At 63.3% G+C, this 16011-nt stretch carries 16 protein-coding genes, 1 tRNA gene and 1 pseudogene; 7 read left to right on the top strand and 11 right to left on the bottom strand.

Going from position 1 to position 16011, the window contains the following annotated elements:
• Positions 1–71: 71 nt before the first annotated feature.
• Positions 72–428, top strand: coding sequence for a hypothetical protein (locus tag NKK50_RS27295; RefSeq protein WP_023670115.1), 357 nt, complete (start codon positions 72–74; stop codon positions 426–428).
• A gap of 118 nt (positions 429–546) precedes the next feature.
• Here NKK50_RS27295 and NKK50_RS27290 read toward each other — a convergent pair.
• Positions 547–1188 (bottom strand): annotated as a pseudogene (locus tag NKK50_RS27290) (DUF2865 domain-containing protein); the annotation flags it as partial.
• A 171-nt stretch (positions 1189–1359) separates the two neighbouring features.
• On the opposite strand from NKK50_RS27290, the gene NKK50_RS27285 reads away from it, so the two are divergent.
• Positions 1360–1575, top strand: a complete 216-nt coding sequence (locus NKK50_RS27285; RefSeq protein WP_023670117.1) for a hypothetical protein — start codon at positions 1360–1362, stop codon at positions 1573–1575.
• Positions 1576–1709: 134 nt separating this feature from the next.
• Here the strand turns inward: NKK50_RS27285 and tolA are convergent, their stop codons facing one another.
• The 6 genes from tolA to NKK50_RS27255 all read right to left on the bottom strand — a co-directional run bounded on the left by tolA (position 1710) and on the right by NKK50_RS27255 (position 5350).
• Positions 1710–2078 (bottom strand): cell envelope integrity protein TolA, encoded by a 369-nt coding sequence (tolA, locus tag NKK50_RS27280; protein ID WP_352544171.1) that lies wholly within the window; start codon positions 2076–2078, stop codon positions 1710–1712.
• 226 nt (positions 2079–2304) lie between these two features.
• The gene (locus NKK50_RS27275) at positions 2305–3180 is read right to left on the bottom strand and encodes a glutathione S-transferase family protein (RefSeq protein WP_023742938.1); all 876 of its coding nucleotides are present in this window, start codon (positions 3178–3180) and stop codon (positions 2305–2307) included.
• A 25-nt stretch (positions 3181–3205) separates the two neighbouring features.
• Entirely contained in the window at positions 3206–3787 is a 582-nt protein-coding gene (locus NKK50_RS27270) for a VOC family protein (protein WP_023711666.1), read from the bottom strand.
• Between the two features lie 594 nt (positions 3788–4381).
• Positions 4382–4456 (bottom strand) — tRNA-Glu (locus NKK50_RS27265).
• Positions 4457–4548: 92 nt separating this feature from the next.
• A complete protein-coding gene (locus NKK50_RS27260) occupies positions 4549–4956 on the bottom strand; it encodes a VOC family protein (RefSeq protein WP_352544170.1) in 408 nt (135 codons plus the stop codon).
• Between the two features lie 13 nt (positions 4957–4969).
• Positions 4970–5350, bottom strand: coding sequence for a hypothetical protein (locus NKK50_RS27255; protein WP_023748342.1), 381 nt, complete (start codon positions 5348–5350; stop codon positions 4970–4972).
• A 26-nt stretch (positions 5351–5376) separates the two neighbouring features.
• On the opposite strand from NKK50_RS27255, the gene NKK50_RS27250 reads away from it, so the two are divergent.
• Both NKK50_RS27250 and rpoH read left to right on the top strand, forming a co-directional pair.
• Positions 5377–6435 (top strand): RluA family pseudouridine synthase, encoded by a 1059-nt coding sequence (locus tag NKK50_RS27250; RefSeq protein WP_023748341.1) that lies wholly within the window; start codon positions 5377–5379, stop codon positions 6433–6435.
• 244 nt (positions 6436–6679) lie between these two features.
• On the top strand, positions 6680–7591 hold the full coding sequence (gene rpoH, locus NKK50_RS27245) for an RNA polymerase sigma factor RpoH (RefSeq protein WP_023670124.1): 912 nt from the start codon (positions 6680–6682) through the stop codon (positions 7589–7591).
• Between the two features lie 303 nt (positions 7592–7894).
• Here rpoH and NKK50_RS27240 read toward each other — a convergent pair whose 3' ends face one another.
• From NKK50_RS27240 to NKK50_RS27225, 4 genes are all read right to left on the bottom strand, one after another.
• Positions 7895–8767: an MBL fold metallo-hydrolase gene (locus tag NKK50_RS27240; RefSeq protein ID WP_352445271.1), complete on the bottom strand. Its 873-nt coding sequence runs from the start codon at positions 8765–8767 to the stop codon at positions 7895–7897.
• 146 nt (positions 8768–8913) lie between these two features.
• On the bottom strand, positions 8914–9573 hold the full coding sequence (locus NKK50_RS27235; RefSeq protein WP_023670126.1) for a peroxiredoxin: 660 nt from the start codon (positions 9571–9573) through the stop codon (positions 8914–8916).
• Between the two features lie 189 nt (positions 9574–9762).
• Complete coding sequence (locus tag NKK50_RS27230; RefSeq protein WP_023670127.1) at positions 9763–10128, bottom strand: cell division protein ZapA; 366 nt, start codon at positions 10126–10128, stop codon at positions 9763–9765.
• Positions 10129–10140: 12 nt separating this feature from the next.
• A complete protein-coding gene (locus tag NKK50_RS27225) occupies positions 10141–10413 on the bottom strand; it encodes a DUF4164 domain-containing protein (RefSeq protein ID WP_023670128.1) in 273 nt (90 codons plus the stop codon).
• Between the two features lie 273 nt (positions 10414–10686).
• Between NKK50_RS27225 and tkt the strand changes: the two genes are divergently transcribed.
• The 3 genes from tkt (at position 10687) to NKK50_RS27210 (ending at position 15936) form a co-directional block, all read left to right on the top strand.
• Positions 10687–12678 carry a transketolase gene (gene tkt / locus NKK50_RS27220; RefSeq protein ID WP_352544169.1) on the top strand — a complete coding sequence of 664 codons (1992 nt, stop codon included), beginning with the start codon at positions 10687–10689 and terminating at the stop codon, positions 12676–12678.
• A gap of 155 nt (positions 12679–12833) precedes the next feature.
• A complete protein-coding gene (gene gap / locus NKK50_RS27215) occupies positions 12834–13844 on the top strand; it encodes a type I glyceraldehyde-3-phosphate dehydrogenase (protein ID WP_023683984.1) in 1011 nt (336 codons plus the stop codon).
• 205 nt (positions 13845–14049) lie between these two features.
• Positions 14050–15936 (top strand): potassium/proton antiporter, encoded by a 1887-nt coding sequence (locus tag NKK50_RS27210; RefSeq protein ID WP_023670131.1) that lies wholly within the window; start codon positions 14050–14052, stop codon positions 15934–15936.
• Positions 15937–16011: the final 75 nt, after the last annotated feature.

Raw genomic sequence — 16011 nt, 5'->3', positions numbered from 1 at the left:
ATTGCCCTGCGGTATTCCGCCGGTTGTCGGCGGAACCCCGGCCGGGCTATAAGTCGGCGGGGGTGTTGCTGATGACCGGTTGGATCGTGCCTTGTTTCCTGTGCATGGCGCTGCTTGCGGGCAGCGGCTGCGCACGCAGCTATGACGGCACGGTGGTGATCCCGAAGCCGCTCGATATCAGGCGGGTCTGGGATCGCGATCCGTCGCAGACTGAGGCCAGCCGGATGCAGGCGGCAGCCGGTGTGTTTCCGACGCCGCCGCCGCAGGAGCCCTACCGGCCCGCGGCACGCAGGCACACGACACAAATAGCTGCGCCAAGGCGGCACGTCAGGTCCAGCCCTCCCAGCATGGCTTCCGAACCGGCCAATCCGCTCACCTGCAAGAATGTCAGCGAACCCGGCAAACGCTACAGGATGGTTTGCGAATAGCTGGTACTAGAGCAATTCCAGGAAAAGTGTGAAACGGTTTTCCGTCCGGAATTGCGTAAAACAAAGACATAGAGCGGTTCGCCGTTTCCGTGAAACGGTGAAACGCTCTAGGCGCAGGTTACTCCGCCGGGAAGAAAGCCGGCCCGACCACCCTGACCGGCCGCGACCCGGCCAATGGCTCGACCGACTGTCGCTGGGCGGCGCCCCTGGCCTCTGCAGCGTCTGCGCCAGGCTGGGGAATTTGCGCCACGGTGCCAAGATCCGGCTTCGCTGACGGCAAAGGAATGATCGCGTTGGCCATATTGGCTGGCGTCACCGTGCGCGCTCTCAGATCGGCAACGCGCTGGTGATAGCGCTTGAGGTCGCAGGCCCTGAAGTTCGCATCATTGCGATATTTGAAGGCCGTCGGCAGGTCCTTGTAGGATGTGCGCGTATCGAGCGCGACCATCTTTTCGGTTTCAAGGCTTGGGTCCCTGAGCGTGTACAGGTCGACGCCGGCATCGTCGCAGATGTAGCGGCACTGGTCGACCATCTCCTTGACATCGCCGCCTTGCACGAACTGCGATTTCGGCGCCGGGAAGAAATAGCCGTCGGTGAGACGAACGCAAAACAGCATCGAATTGCTGCCGATCATGGCGCCAGCCGGACGCTGTCTTTGTTGCCCGGCGGCGGGCGTGCAGCCGAGCGCGACGAGCCTGGCCTGCAGTCCGGACGTATCCCGGCGCGAAATCGCGGCGCCGGCGATCTGGCGTTGCACCCGAGTGTATTATGCCGGTTCCTGTAAATTCGCTATTACACTTTTGTTTCAAGATGAGACGAAGCCAAGCTCGGGCGAGCCAGGCCGCCCGCAACCATCGATCCCGCGTTGTCGGCCCTTGCGGATGAAACCTTTCTCCGGTGTCTCGCGTTGTGTCGGGCAAAGGAGACGAAGATGTCTATTCACTTCACTGTCTCTGGCCTGACCAGGAACCTGTTCCACTCTCTGGGGCTGGACCATGAGCGGGCGCCGAGAGCGCTCGATCCCGAACAGAGCCTGTTGCTGGAATGCTATCTCGCCGGACAGATTCCGGAATCCGCCTGGGCCGACTACGTCTTCGAGGCGCCGGAACTGCAGCGGCATGTCGATATCAGACGCCCGCACAACTGATCAGAGCAATTTCAGGAAAAGTGTGAGTCGTTTTTCCGGGAAAAGCGCGTAGCGCTTTCCCCTGGGAATTGCGTCAAGACAACGAGAGAGGGGGTCGCCGTTTCTGTGAAACGGTGAAACGCTCGCCCGCTCGCTTATTGCTTGGGCGAGGCGAATTGCAAGTTGAAGACATTGCCCGCGACGCCTTGCGCCAGCGTCGGCGAGAAGCTCAACGGCAGGCACTTTTGCAGAGCAGTGGTTGCGGCGTCGACGAATGATTTCCTGGTATCCGCATCGCCATCGACCTTGATCGCTGTCGGCCGCGGCGGACCGATCAGCGTGCCGTCGCGCTTGAAGCTGAAGCTCAAGGTGACGCTGGCATTTCCAACACCCGCCGGCGGCGTCCAGCACGCCTGGATGGCATCGCCGACCTCCGCCATCGTGTCGAGCGGCGCGGCATCGGACGGGTAGCCTCCGGCCAACACAACACCGGCAATCGCAAACACTCTCGCTACGCCCTTCATCGCAAAGCTCCTCGTGTGTCGTCCGCCGACCATGATGGTAGGGTCGAAGCAGACGATGGCAATATGCCTGATGTCGGACTTTACACCATGAGACGCGCCTGATGGCGCATCGGCGAAAAGCAAAAGGCCGGCATTGCGCCGACCTTTCCCTTCACCCTTGCGCCAGTACATCCGTGGTCGCGCGGTGCCTTCAATAGACAGCGTTCTGGTTAATGAATCCTTAGCTTTACGCGCTGGCCTGCGACTTCACATAGGCGATGTAGCCGCGCACGTCGCCGGCCGGCTCGGCATAGGCCTTGCCGAGTTTCTTCTCCATCGCCGCGACATACTCCTTGGCCCATTTTGGCAGCGCATAGTCGATGACGGCCAGGAACTCCAGCGTCGATGCCAGGCGTATGTCGGCGATCGACGGGTGCTTGCCGCCGATGAACGGCTTGCCGTCCCTGAAGAAGGAGTGAAACACCTCCAGCGGCTCGGCAATCGCCGCCATGGCGGCCTTCTGCGCCTCGGACTTCTTCTCCGGATGGGCGTCGCTATGGCCGACCTCACCGGCATAGTGCGGGAAACCCAGCGCCGGATAGGTGGCGCGCGCCACATACGGGTAGAGCGTGCCGATCAGGTAGAACATGGCGCTGTCGACCATCGCCCGCTTGGCCGGCGCCTTGGGATAGAATTTCTCCAGCCCGTGCTTGTTGGCGAGATACTGCATGATGGCACAGCTCTCCCACAGCACGCCGCGCGGCAGCCCCTTGTCCTCGATCATCGGCGTCAGATGCGCCGGATTGCGCGCCATATATTCCGGCGACCGCGTGTGGCCCCAGGCGTCGGTCTCGGCGGCGTCGAACCCGGCCGCACGGGCAAACACCCGGACGGTCATGTTGTTGACGCTCGGCTTCAGCATCGAAAGCTTCAGCGCCGGTTTTTTCGCCCCCTTGGCCTTCGGCCCCGACATCTTAGTAGCCGGCTTTGTCGCGGCTTTCGCGGCCGGCTTCGCGGCTGCCTTCGGCGCGGCCTTTACGGCCGCCTTTGCGGCCGGCTTCGCTGCCGCTTTTGCTGCTGGCTTGGCCGCTGGTTTGCCAGCGCTCTTAACTGTCTTTGCCATTATGGTCCTCCCCTTTTGCTGGCCGTCAGTATGGATTCTTCGGCGTCCGGTCGTCCGACAAGGTCGCGCGCGACCGTTCGACCAGCGTCTGGATCGCGTCGGCAAGGTGCACTTCGGCGATGTTGTAGTCGCCGCGCGCAACGCGCAGCTTGTGCGCCTGCATCAGCACATCGGCGTGGGTGAAGCCGGCCGGCGGCTCAAAGCGATAGGACGCCAGCTCGATCAAGAGGCCGAGCGGATCCTCGAAATAGATCGAATCCATGAAGCCGCGATCCTTGACGCCGCTGTGCTTGATGGCGCGCTCGTCGAGCCGGGCGACCGCCTGCAGGAAGGTCACGCGCGACACCGAGAACGCAATATGATGGACGCAGCCCGGTTCGGTGGGCGTGCGCCGCTTGACCGGCGTGCGGCTCTCGTCGGTGAAGACGGTGATCAACCTGCCGTCGCCGGGATCGAAATAGAGATGGCTTTCGCTTGGCTTGTCGAGATTGGGTTGCTCGAAAATGAACGGCATGCCGAGCACGCCCTCCCAGAAATCGATCGAGGTCTGGCGGCCGGCGCCGACGAGGGTGATGTGATGGACGCCCTGCGACTGCAGTTTCTGCATCGGTCTCCTCCTCGCCGACCCTCGCCTATGTTCCCCGGCGTCTTGCGCGCCGCAACGAGCCCTTTGGCAAGGCTTCGTACATGATGCTAGTGCAATTGGCAGCGCCGCGCCAGAAGCTCGCGGAGACTGCCGGCGCTGGATGGTGAAAGAGGCTTAAGGTTGCATGACCTGAGGCTACGCGACCGCTCTGAGCTCGGCTTCCGCCAGCGTGCCCAGGCCCGCGCATTCGGCGCATGCCATGGTCTGCCCGGGACAGCCGGCCCGATGCGTGCCTTGCGGGCAGCAATGCCCTTTCGACTCGCGCCATTTCAAGCAATCGAAAACCTGCCCGCTGCCGTGACAGCACGGGCATATCATTTTTGCCGAACTCATACCTGCTATGCCCAACCAAATCCGCGTTGCCGCAGATGCTATCCCCGCACCGCAAGTAACAGAGATCGCTACGCTTTCAAGCGTCGCGGTCTGACTTAAATTGGGTGTATCTGTGACGCGGATTTGCCGGGTTTTCGCTGATGCCGCCGACCCTCGCGGTCACACGCGATCCGCGCGGCTGCTGCCCGAAATTGTCGATGATGCGGAAGGAAAGCGGTTGCTTGGTACGCCCAAGGGGAATCGAACCCCTGTTCCCGCCGTGAGAGGGCGGTGTCCTGACCGCTAGACGATGGGCGCGTTCAAGAACCGGCGATATAGGCTGACGGTTTGGAAAAAGCAACTGGGCTTCGAACGGCCGGACCGCTTCTGTGCAATCTCGGTTTGCGGACTTAGCGTTTCGGCTCGATCAGGTCCCACAGATTGCCGTAGAGATCGGCGAAAACCGCCACGGTGCCGTACGGCTCATGGCGTGGCGTTTCATGGAAATCGACGCCGTTTTCCAGCATCGTCGCATGGTCCCTGGCAAAATCGTCGGTTTCGAGAAACAAAACCACGCGGCCGCCGGTCTGGTCGCCGACGCGGCTTTTCTGCACATCGTCCAACGCTTCCGCCAAAAGCAGCCGGGGGCCTTGCCCGGCCGACGGCGTCACCGTCACCCAGTGCTTGCCGTCACCGAGATCGATGGTGTCGCAGAGCGCAAAGCCAAGCTTGCCGACATACCAGGCGATCGCCTCGTCATAATCGGCGACGACGAGCGTAACGGTTGCTATGCGGCGATGGTCGGCAAACCCGGTCATTGTTTCGGCCCGCTCATTTGTTGCGGATGGCGAAGCGGCCGATGATACGGCGCTCGGCGATGTCGTAGACGAAGATGGTGCGGCTGCCGTCGCTGAGCTCGGCGTCGATTGAAATTCGATTGCCCGACAGAGCCTGGCTGATCACCTTGGCTCCGACCGGGAGCACTATGTCGGCCGCGAGCGGCTCGCCGGGCGGAATTGGAATGTCGTTGGCGAGCGGCGGGTTCGCGGGCGGCGCTTTGCGCGATTTGTAGACAATGGCCGCGATCACCACCATAAGGGCCAGCAAAAGCAGGCCGAGATTGATGGCCATGAAACGGATGAGCCTGCCGCGCACCTTTTCGATCTCGGGATCGAGCGGCTTTTCTTCTTCATCGGCAACGGGCCGGGCCATGGCAGAACTTTCCGGAACTTTTTTCGATGAGCGCTCATAGCGAAGAGACCCCTGAATTGATAGAGGCTGGACAATTCATAGAGGCGGCGCCGACCGTGCTCGAAGCCGGCGCGGAAGCGGCCGGCCAGCGCCTCGACCAGTGGCTGGCGAGCGCCCTCGGGCCTGACATGTCGCGCAGCCGGGTGCAGATGCTGATCCGGCAAGGTGCCGTTTCGATCGACGGCAAGCCGGTCGACGAGACCAAGCGCAAGATGAGTGCCGGCGAGCGCGTATCGGTCGTCATGCCCGAGCCGGAACCGGCCGAACCGCAAGGCGAGCCCATCGTGCTCGACGTGCTTTATGAGGACGACGAGCTGATCGTCATCAACAAGCCGGCCGGCCTCGTCGTCCATCCCGGCGCCGGCAACTGGACCGGCACGCTGGTCAACGCCCTGATCCACCACTGCGGCAACAGTCTTTCCGGCATTGGCGGCGTCAGGCGGCCGGGCATCGTCCATAGGCTGGACAAGGAAACGAGCGGCGTCATGGTGGTGGCCAAGACCGACCGCGCCCACAAGGCGCTGTCGGAGGCCTTTGCCGACCACGGCCGCACCGGCGACCTCGAACGTGCCTATCTGGCGCTGGTCTGGGGAATCCCGTCGCGGCCGGCCGGAACGGTCGATGCGCCGCTTGGCCGTGCCGCCGACCGCGTGCGCCGCGCCGTCGTGCCGGAAGGCCGTGACGATGCCCGCCACGCCGTGACCCATTTCACCGTCAAGGAGCGTTTCGGCGAGGGCCAGCAGGCGTTCGCCACCGCCAGCCTGGTCGAATGCCGGCTGGAAACCGGCCGCACCCACCAGATCCGCGTCCACATGGCCCATATCGGCCATCCCGTCATCGGCGACCCCGATTACGGCCAGGCCTTCCGCACCAAGGCCAACCGGCTGCCCGAGCGGCTGAAGGGTCAGGTCAAGGCATTTTCCAGGCAAGCTTTGCATGCCTGGCTCCTTGCATTTCGGCACCCGGCTACCCATTTATCGATGAGGTTCGAGGCGCCGATACCGGGGGACATGGAGGAACTCGTCGGCGGCTTTCGCAAACTCTGAACCCGAGCAATTCCAGGAAAAGTGTGAAACGGTTTTCCGTCCGGAATTGCGTCTAAACAAGCCAGCTAAAACCTGAGCGGCATTGTTCACTTCAGCGTGACACACTGTTTCGTGTTGAACAAATGCCTGTCTTTTCTGGTTTTGTTCCTATATAAATCAGCTGCCGCGGGCGAGCCTTTTGGTGCTCGCGTCACATGCCCGCCGCGTTTCGGGGGCATCACTCCAATAGAGAGGGGGCGCTATCATGGCCCAGTCACTACCCAGTATTGTTTCCGGCGAAGGCGGCCTCAGCCGCTACCTGGAAGAAATCCGCCGCTTTCCCATGCTTCAGCCGCAGGAAGAGTACATGCTCGCCAAGCGCTACGCCGAGCATGAAGACACCAGCGCTGCGCACAAGCTCGTCACCAGCCATCTTCGGCTCGTCGCTAAGATCGCCATGGGCTATCGCGGCTACGGCCTGCCGATCGGCGAAGTGATCTCGGAAGGCAATGTCGGCCTGATGCAGGCCGTCAAGAAATTCGAACCCGAGCGTGGCTTCCGCCTCGCGACCTACGCCATGTGGTGGATCAAGGCCTCGATCCAGGAGTACATCCTGCGCTCGTGGAGCCTGGTCAAGATGGGCACGACCGCCAATCAGAAGCGCCTGTTCTTCAACCTGCGCAAGGTGAAGGGCAAGATCCAGGCGCTGGACGATGGCGACCTCAAGCCCGACCAGATCACCGAGATCGCCACCAGGCTGAACGTGTCGGAAGCCGAAGTCGTGTCGATGAACCGCCGCCTGTCGGGCGACGCGTCGCTGAACGCGCCGATCCGCGCCAGCGAAGGTGAATCCGGCGAATGGCAGGACTGGCTGGTCGATGACCACGAAAGCCAGGAAGACATGCTGATCGAGCAGGACGAGCTGGAAAACCGCCGCGGCATGCTGTCGGGCGCTCTGGCCGTGCTCAACGATCGTGAGCGGCGCATCTTCGAGGCCCGCCGCCTCGCCGAGGAGCCGCTGACGCTGGAAGAGCTGTCGTCCGAGTTCGACATCAGCCGGGAGCGCGTGCGCCAGATCGAGGTGCGCGCCTTCGAGAAGGTGCAGGACGCGGTCAAGGCCGCCGCCAAGCGCCAGATGCAGGCGCTGCGCACGATCGAGGCGCAGCCGGCGGCGTAAAGCTGGGTTCGGCTAAGGAACAGAAGGCGGCGTCGGGAAACCGGCGCCGCCTTTTTTTATGTCTTACGCTTACGCTGGCGATTGGCGAAAGCATTCTTGACATCCAATCTCCCCCCTTGCGGGGGGAGATGTCCGGCAGGACAGAGGGGGGGTGTGAAGGATCGCCAACTTCGGTTTTGGCTACCCTATCGGAATTGACGGCACAGCTACCCGACTGACAGGTCAGCGGGACAGCACCCCCCTCTGCCCTGCCGGGCATCTCTCCCGCAAGGGGGGAGATCGGCAGCTTCGCCAACTGCCCTCTCAAAGCCCATCAAGCGGAAACTTCAGATACCGCCTCCCATTGGCCTCCGGTTCCGGCAGCCGTCCACCATTCATGTTGACCTGCAGCGCATGCAGGATCAGCCGCGGCATCGGCAGTGTCTTGTCGCGCGCTTCGCGCAAGTCGACGAACTCGGCTTCGCTGCGCGCCGCAACGAGGTGGATATTCTTCGCCCTCTGCTCGGCGACCGTGCTCTCCCAGCGCGGCTCGCGGCCGCCGGCCTGATAGTCGTGGCCGACAAACACCCGCGTTTCGTCCGGCAGCGCCAGAACGCCCTCAATCGAATGCCACAGCCGCGCGGCACTGCCGCCGGGAAAGTCCGTCCTTGCCGAGCCGCTGTCGGGCATGAACAGCGTGTCGTGGACGAAGGCTGCGTCGCCAATGACATAGGTGATCGAGGCGAGCGTGTGGCCGGGCGAGAACAGCACCTTGACCGGCAGGTTGCCGATCAGGAACGTCTCGCCTTCCCCAAACAGCCGGTCCCACTGCGAGCCGTCTGCGGGGAAATCCGGCCAGTTGTAGATCGCCTTCCACAGCGCCTGGACTTCGACGATCCTGTCGCCGATCGCCGTCGGCGCGCCGGTCCTTTCCTTGAGATAGTGCGCCGCCGAGAAATGATCGGCATGCGGATGGGTGTCCAGGATCCACTCGAGCTCCAGCCCGTTTTCGCGGATAAAATCCAGCAAGGCGTCGGCATTCTTCGTCGCCGTCGCGCCGGATTTTTCGTCGAAGTCGAGGATCGGGTCGATGACGGCGCAGCGTCTCGTCACCGGGTCGGTGACGACATACTGGATGGCGCCGGTCGGCTTGTCGTAGAAGCCGGCGACCTCAGGTTTGGCCGAAGCGATGTCCAATATCCGGCTCCCCTGCCCCTTGCCCGACAGGAACCGTTTTCTCCGTCGGGGCTGAACAAGAGCATGGTCATCTGGCAAAGCGCGCCGGTCAAGCACGCCTTGCCACAAATAGGACTGAAGCCCGAAATAGCTCCGACGGAGAAAACCTAGGCTGACGGCTGCTTGGTCTTCCTGAGATAGGGCAGGATCGTCTCGAAAGCGCCAAAACGCTTGACCGCATCTTCGTTCGAAACCGCGGCGGTGATGATCACATCCTCGCCCTGCTTCCAGTTGGCCGGCGTCGCCACCTGGTGCTTGGCCGTCAGCTGCATGGAATCGACCGCGCGCAGGATCTCGTCGAAGTTGCGGCCCGTCGTCATTGGGTAAGTCAGCACCAGCTTGATCTTCTTGTCCGGCCCGATGACATAGACCGAGCGCACCGTGGCGTTGTCGGCCGGCGTGCGGCCTTCCGACGTCTCGCCGGCGCCCGCCGGCAGCATGTCATAAAGCTTGGCCACCTTGAGGTCCTTGTCGCCGATCAGCGGGTAGTTCACCGTCTGGCCGGTCGCCGTCTTGATGTCGGCCTGCCACTTGTCGTGGCTCGCAACGGGATCGACGGAAATGCCGATGACCTTGACGTTGCGCTTCTTGAACTCGCCTTCGAGCCCCGCCATCGTGCCCAGCTCGGTGGTGCAGACCGGGGTGAAATTCTTCGGATGGCTGAACAGGATCGCCCAGCCGTCGCCGATCCAGTCATGAAACTTGATCGGCCCTTGCGTGGTCTCGGCGGTGAAGTCAGGCGCGATGTCGTTGATACGAAGGCTCATGGCATTATTTCCCCAGCAACAGATTTCGTCAGGAGCGGCCGTGGACGGCGTCAACGCTCCGGCATTCCCGCATCTTAGCGCAAAAATCGCGGCTGCAGGACAATAGGAAACTATTATTGGCGACGGAACGAGCACTTTCGTTCTACGGACCGACGTTGGGTCGACAATCTTCGTTTGTGCGGGGAAGGCTCAGGCCTTGTTGACCGCCAGCGACGTGGCCAGGTCTTCCATGCGCTGAGCGAGCGCGCCGAGCGCGCTGGTCAGCACGGTGTCGTTCTTGTCGGCCTTGGTCAGCGCTTCGTCGCGCGTCTTGCGCAGCGTCTGCACTTCGGTCTCCATGCCCTTGACCCGCTTCTGCAGCTCCGAAAGCTCGTCCATCACCATGATGCCGGCCATCACCGTCAGCCGCTGGTCGCCGATCTCGCCGAACGAATCCTTCAGATGCGAGACATAACGGTCGAACCGCTCGGCGAGGTCGATCAGGTGCTCTTCCTGACCCTCGTCGCAAGCCATGCGATACTGCTTGCCGTCGATGGAAACCGTGACCTGTGCCATGGCCTGCAGCTCCTACCTGTCCAGCACCGCGCGGATGGTTTCCATGGCGGTCACCAAGCGGCGCGACACTTCCTTGTTGGCATCTTCCAGCCGTTCGGCGCGGGCTTCGGAATTGTCGAGTTCCTGCGCCAGCCGTGAACGGTCGGCGTTCATGCGCTGCACCTCAGCCTCGGCTTCGGAATAGTCGCGCTCGTGCTCGAGCTTGGCCGCGACGGCGTTTTCCAGCCCCTCGATGGCCTTGCCCAGCCTGTGGATGACTTCCTTGAGTGTGGTTTCGCCGGTCATGGCCTTCGTCCTGTGCCCTGCCCATCACCGAATCGCTTCGCGTTCAGAACGCGTTAACAAGGAAACATTAGGCACCGGGTGAAGGCAACGTCAACAAAGCTCTCGCGACTGTCCCCCGCTAACGCCAATGTAGGTCGCCCCATAAGGTCTCAAAGCCATCACAAGACCGGCAAATGTGCAGCCGATTTGTTGACTAAAAGCCCGTGGCTGCTATGTGTCGCGCACTCTTTCCTGGGCTCTGCCAAGCCCACAAATCCCCACCCCGGAGGTACCATGACGTCGCGTGAACAACATGACCGGATGGCCAATGCGATCCGTTTTCTCTCCATGGACGCCGTCGAGAAGTCCCAGTCCGGCCATCCCGGCCTGCCCATGGGCTGCGCCGACATCGCCACAGTGCTGTTCACCCGCTTCCTGAAATATGATCCGAAGAACCCCCATTGGCCGGACCGCGACCGCTTCATCCTGTCGGCCGGCCATGGTTCGATGCTGCTCTACTCGCTGCTGCATCTGACCGGTTACGAGGACATGACCCTCGACCAGATCAAGCATTTCCGCCAGCTGGGTTCCAAGACCGCCGGCCATCCCGAATACGGCCATGCCACCGGCATCGAGACGACGACCGGCCCGCTCGGCCAGGGTCTCGCCAATTCGGTCGGCTTCGCGCTCGGCGAGCGCATCATGAACGCCGCCTTCGGCAACGACCTCGTCGACCACTACACCTATGTGCTGGCCGGCGACGGCTGCCTGATGGAAGGGGTTTCGCAGGAAGCCATCGCGCTGGCCGGCCACCTCAAGCTCAACAAGCTGATCGTCTTCTGGGACAACAACAACATCTCGATCGACGGTCCGGTTTCGCTTGCCGACAACACCGACCAGGTCGCCCGCTTCCAGGCCTCGGGCTGGAACGCCAGCCACATTGACGGCACCGATCCCGAGGCGATCGCCTACGCCATCGAAGCCGCCCGCCATTCCGACAAGCCGACGATGATCGCCTGCAAGACGACCATCGGCTTCGGCGCCCCGACCAAGGCCGGCACCAACAAGGCGCACGGCTCGCCGCTCGGCGCCGACGAGATCGCAGGCGCGCGGAAATTCTTCAACTGGGACTCGCCGCCCTTCGAGATCCCGGCCGACATCCTCGACGCCTGGCGCACCGCCGGCAAGGCCGGCGCCAAGCCGCGCACCGACTGGGAGGGCCGGCTCGCCAAGGCCAAGCCCGAGATGAAGGCCGAGTTCGAGCGCCGCCTCGCCGGCAAGCTGCCGTCGAACTTCGATGCCGTCATTGCCGACCACAAGAAGAAGCTGTCGGCCGACAAGCCGAAGGTCGCCACCCGCAAATCGTCGGAAATGGCGCTGGAAGTCATCAACGGCGCCGTGCCCGAGACCATCGGCGGCTCTGCCGACCTGACGGGCTCCAACAACACCAAGACCAGCCAGACCAAGAACATCACGCCGGACGATTACGGCCAGCGCTATGTCCACTACGGCATCCGCGAGCATGGCATGGCGGCCGCCCTCAACGGCCTGACGCTGCATGGCGGCCTCATCGCCTATGGTGGCACCTTCATGTGCTTCTCCGACTATGCCCGTCCGTCGATGCGGCTGGCGTCGCTGATGGGCATCCGCTCGATCTTCGTCATGACCCATGATTCGATCGGTCTGGGCGAAGACGGCCCGACCCACCAGCCGGTCGAGCACCTGGCGGCGCTCCGCGCCATCCCCAACCACAATGTCTTCCGCCCGGCCGACGCGGTGGAAACCGCCGAATGCTGGCAGATCGCCATTGAATCGGAAAAGACCCCGTCCACCCTGGCGCTGACCCGTCAGAACCTGCCGACGGTGCGCACCGAGCACTCGGCCAGGAACCTCTCGAGCCAGGGCGCCTATGAACTGGCCACGGCGAGCGGCGAAGCGGCGGTGACGATCTTCGCCACCGGCTCCGAGGTCGAGATCGCGCTCGGCGCCCGTGAGTTGCTTGAAAAGCATGGACACCCGACCCGCGTCGTCTCGGTGCCTTGCTTCGAACTGTTCGACCAGCAGAGCGACGCCTACCGCAAGGAGACGATCGGCAACGCGCCGATCAAGATGGCGATCGAGGCCGGCATCCGCCAGGGCTGGGATCACCTGATCGGCTCCGACGGCATCTTCATCGGCATGACCGGCTTCGGCGCTTCCGGCACCATCGAGCAGCTCTACCCGCATTTCGGCATCACCGCCGAAGCCGCGGCCAAGGCGGCGGAAGCCCGCCTGCACGGCAAGTAAGATCAGGGTCAGTCCCGCGCACCTCCAAGGCGGATTCGCGGGGCTGGACCAACCTAATCGATTTAAATTCGGCCTTCTGCGGCTGGATTCTTGTGCCATCCGCCGCTATGAAGCTGCGGACCCATCTGCCGCCTCCAGCTCCCAGGGAGAGTAAAATGACCGTCAGAGTTGCCATCAACGGATTTGGCCGCATCGGCCGCAACATCTTGCGCGCCATCCATGAATCCGGCCGCAAGGACATCGACGTGGTCGCCGTCAACGACCTCGGCCCGGTTGAGACCAACGCGCATCTGCTGCGCTATGACAGCGTGCACGGCCGCTTCCCGCACGAAGTGTCGGTCTCGGGCGACCAGATCACCGTCGGCAAGGAGACCTTCAAGGTCACCGCGATCAAGGACCCGGCGCAACTGCCGTGGAAGGAACTCGGCATCGACATCGCGCTCGAATGCACCGGCATCTTCACCGCCCGCGACAAGGCTGCCGCGCATTTGACCGCCGGCGCCAAGCGCGTCGTCGTCTCCGCGCCTGCCGAAGGTGCTGACCTCACCGTCGTCTACGGCATCAACCACGACAAGCTGACCAAGGACCACATCGTCATCTCGAATGCGTCCTGCACCACCAACTGCCTGGCGCCGCTGGCCGCAGTGCTGCACGAGACCGTCGGCATCGAAAAGGGCATGATGACGACGATCCACTCCTACACCGGCGACCAGCCGACGCTGGACACCATGCACAAGGATCTCTACCGCGGCCGCGCGGCTGCCCTGTCGCAGATCCCGACCTCGACCGGTGCGGCCAAGGCGATCGGCCTGGTGCTGCCCGACCTCAAGGGCAAGCTCGACGGCATCTCGATCCGCGTGCCGACCCCCAACGTCTCGGTTGTCGACTTCAAGTTCATCGCCAAGCGCGCCACCACCGTGCAGGAGATAAACGAAGCGGTGATCGCTGCCTCCAACGGCAAGCTGAAGGGCATTCTCGGCGTCACCCATCATCCGAATGTGTCGATCGACTTCAACCACGATCCGCGCTCGTCGATCCTGGCGCTCGACCAGACCAAGGTCATGGACGGCAACTTCGTTTCGGTGCTGTCCTGGTACGACAATGAGTGGGGCTTCTCTAACCGCATGGCCGACACCTCGGTCGCCTTTGGCAAGACCATCGCCTGACCTGAAGGCATCGTCTCGCAGCTTCGAACGCCCGGCTTGTCCGGGCGTTTTTCGTCAGGGCGGCGGGCAAGGCGGGCCAAGCCGCCAAACGCCGGAAAATCAGCGGCATCAGGCAAAAAGCCATCCTTGCGCCTTGCACCGGCCATGCCTTCGCCCCACTCTCCCGTGAATCGGTAGAAAGAGGAATTCGAGGGGCAAATCACGGATGGAGCATGCGATCTATCTCGTCACGCTGGTCGGCACAGCGCTAGTCGTCGCCGCAGCGTTCTCGAGCCTGATCGCCTTCCGCTTCGGCGCCCCTTTGCTGCTGCTCTTCCTCTGCATCGGCCTCGCCAGCGGCGTCGATGGTCTCGGCATCGAATTCGACAATGCGCGCGTGGCATATTTTGCCGGCTCGCTGGCGCTGGCGGTCATCCTGTTCGATTCCGGTTTCGGCACGCCGCTCAACGCGCTGCGCCAAGCGGCCGGACCGGCGCTGTCGCTGGCGACCTTCGGCGTAATCCTGACCACTGGCCTGTTCGGCGCCGCCGCCTATTATCTGCTCGACCTCAGCTGGCTGGAATCCTTCCTTCTGGGAGCTGCCGTCGCCTCGACCGACGCGGCTGCGGTGTTCTTCCTGCTGCGCGCCGGCGAAATCAATCTGCGCGAGCGCGTGCGCGCCACGCTCGAAGTCGAATCCGGCACCAACGACCCCATCGCCATCTTCCTGACCATCACGCTGGTCGAGATCATCGCCGCCCACGCCAATCCCGAGACCCATGTGCTGGTCACCGACCTGATCCTCGGCTTCCTGCTCAATATGGGGCTCGGCGCCGTCGTCGGCGTGCTTGGCGGGCTCGGCATCGTGCGCCTCGTCGACCGGCTCAACCTCGACCATGGCTTGCTGCCGATCTTCGTGCTAACCCTGTCGCTGATGGTGTTCGCCGCGGCCGGCGCCATTGGCGGCTCGGGCTTCCTGGCGGTCTATCTCGCCGGGCTGATTGCCGGCAACTCCGACATCCGCGCCGTCACCATCCTGAAGCGCTTCCAGGACGGCATGTCGTGGCTGGCACAGATCATCATGTTCCTGATCCTCGGCCTGTTCGCGACACCCTCGCAGTTTCCGGCGATCATGGTGCCGGCGGTGCTGCTCGGCCTGTTCCTGATGTTTGTAGCGCGCCCGGTCGCCGTCTGGCTCTGCCTTATCCCGTTCCGCCTGCCGCGTCCCGAGATCGCCTTCGTCTCCTGGGTCGGCCTGCGCGGCGCCGTGTCCATCCTGCTTGCCATCACCCCGCTGCTCGGCGGACTGGAGAACGGCCGCACCATCTTCAACGTCGCCTTCATCATCGTGCTGGTATCGCTGGTGGTGCAGGGCTGGTCGGTCGGTCCGCTGGCGCGCCGGCTCGGCCTGATCGTGCCGGCGAGGCTCGGGCCGCTCGACAAGGTCGAACTCGAACTGCCGGGCTCCGCCCACCACGAACTGCTCGCCTACCGCGTGGCGCCCGGCAGCCCGGTGGCGCGCGGCGAGCGTATCCCGCGCTGGGCACGGCCCTCGTTGGTGCTGCGCGACGGCCGCTCGATGCGTTTCCAGGACATGGGCCGGCTCGCGGCCGGCGACCAGGTTTACATCTTCGTGCCCGACCGCTATCCGCGCCTGCTTGACAAGCTGTTTGCCAGCCGCGCCGTAGTCGACCCCGAGGATGCCGACTTCTTCGGCGCCTTCGCCGTCGATCCCGCCCGCTCGGCCGCAGAGCTCGAGGCCGCATACACACCGGGATTGAGCGAAGCCGAGCAGAAGCTCACCGTCGGCGCGCTGGTGACGGCAAGGCTTGGCGGCCATGCCGAATATGCCGACCGGGTGCTGATCGGCCCGATCGAATTGATCGTCCGCGACGTCGACGACAAGGGCAAGATCACCGGTCTCGGCCTCTCCTTCGAGCCGACCGCGCCGGTGGCGCGGGTTCCGGTGTTCCTGAGCGCCGGCGAGATCGGCGATCGTGTCTCCGCCTTCATCCGCAACTGGCGCAAGCCGACCGAGACGCAGACTGCAGAGGCGACAGCCAATGAGAAGGCCCTTGAGCCGACGGCGGAAAAGATAACGACAGAAGGCTGACAAGCGATCGGTTCACGCTGACGTCCCGCATCATCATGACAGCCTTCGCCTTGATCTCAAAATTTAGCTCGCACC

Source organism: Mesorhizobium sp. M0001, from assembly GCF_040324255.1.
GTDB lineage: Bacteria > Pseudomonadota > Alphaproteobacteria > Rhizobiales > Rhizobiaceae > Mesorhizobium.
Note: the sequence above shows the minus strand (reverse complement) of the source record. Positions and strands in the feature narration are given on the sequence as shown.

Excerpts from the sequence above, each read along its gene's own strand:
- NKK50_RS27295 (WP_023670115.1), top strand. The coding sequence starts at position 72 with ATGACCGGTTGGATCGTGCCTTGTTTCCTGTGCATGGCGCTGCTTGCG.
- NKK50_RS27285 (WP_023670117.1), top strand. The coding sequence starts at position 1,360 with ATGTCTATTCACTTCACTGTCTCTGGCCTGACCAGGAACCTGTTCCAC.
- tolA (WP_352544171.1), bottom strand. The coding sequence starts at position 2,078 with ATGAAGGGCGTAGCGAGAGTGTTTGCGATTGCCGGTGTTGTGTTGGCC.
- NKK50_RS27275 (WP_023742938.1), bottom strand. The coding sequence starts at position 3,180 with ATGGCAAAGACAGTTAAGAGCGCTGGCAAACCAGCGGCCAAGCCAGCA.
- NKK50_RS27270 (WP_023711666.1), bottom strand. The coding sequence starts at position 3,787 with ATGCAGAAACTGCAGTCGCAGGGCGTCCATCACATCACCCTCGTCGGC.
- NKK50_RS27260 (WP_352544170.1), bottom strand. The coding sequence starts at position 4,956 with ATGACCGGGTTTGCCGACCATCGCCGCATAGCAACCGTTACGCTCGTC.
- NKK50_RS27255 (WP_023748342.1), bottom strand. The coding sequence starts at position 5,350 with ATGGCCCGGCCCGTTGCCGATGAAGAAGAAAAGCCGCTCGATCCCGAG.
- NKK50_RS27250 (WP_023748341.1), top strand. The coding sequence starts at position 5,377 with ATGAGCGCTCATAGCGAAGAGACCCCTGAATTGATAGAGGCTGGACAA.
- rpoH (WP_023670124.1), top strand. The coding sequence starts at position 6,680 with ATGGCCCAGTCACTACCCAGTATTGTTTCCGGCGAAGGCGGCCTCAGC.
- NKK50_RS27235 (WP_023670126.1), bottom strand. The coding sequence starts at position 9,573 with ATGAGCCTTCGTATCAACGACATCGCGCCTGACTTCACCGCCGAGACC.
- NKK50_RS27230 (WP_023670127.1), bottom strand. The coding sequence starts at position 10,128 with ATGGCACAGGTCACGGTTTCCATCGACGGCAAGCAGTATCGCATGGCT.
- NKK50_RS27225 (WP_023670128.1), bottom strand. The coding sequence starts at position 10,413 with ATGACCGGCGAAACCACACTCAAGGAAGTCATCCACAGGCTGGGCAAG.
- tkt (WP_352544169.1), top strand. The coding sequence starts at position 10,687 with ATGACGTCGCGTGAACAACATGACCGGATGGCCAATGCGATCCGTTTT.
- gap (WP_023683984.1), top strand. The coding sequence starts at position 12,834 with ATGACCGTCAGAGTTGCCATCAACGGATTTGGCCGCATCGGCCGCAAC.
- NKK50_RS27210 (WP_023670131.1), top strand. The coding sequence starts at position 14,050 with ATGGAGCATGCGATCTATCTCGTCACGCTGGTCGGCACAGCGCTAGTC.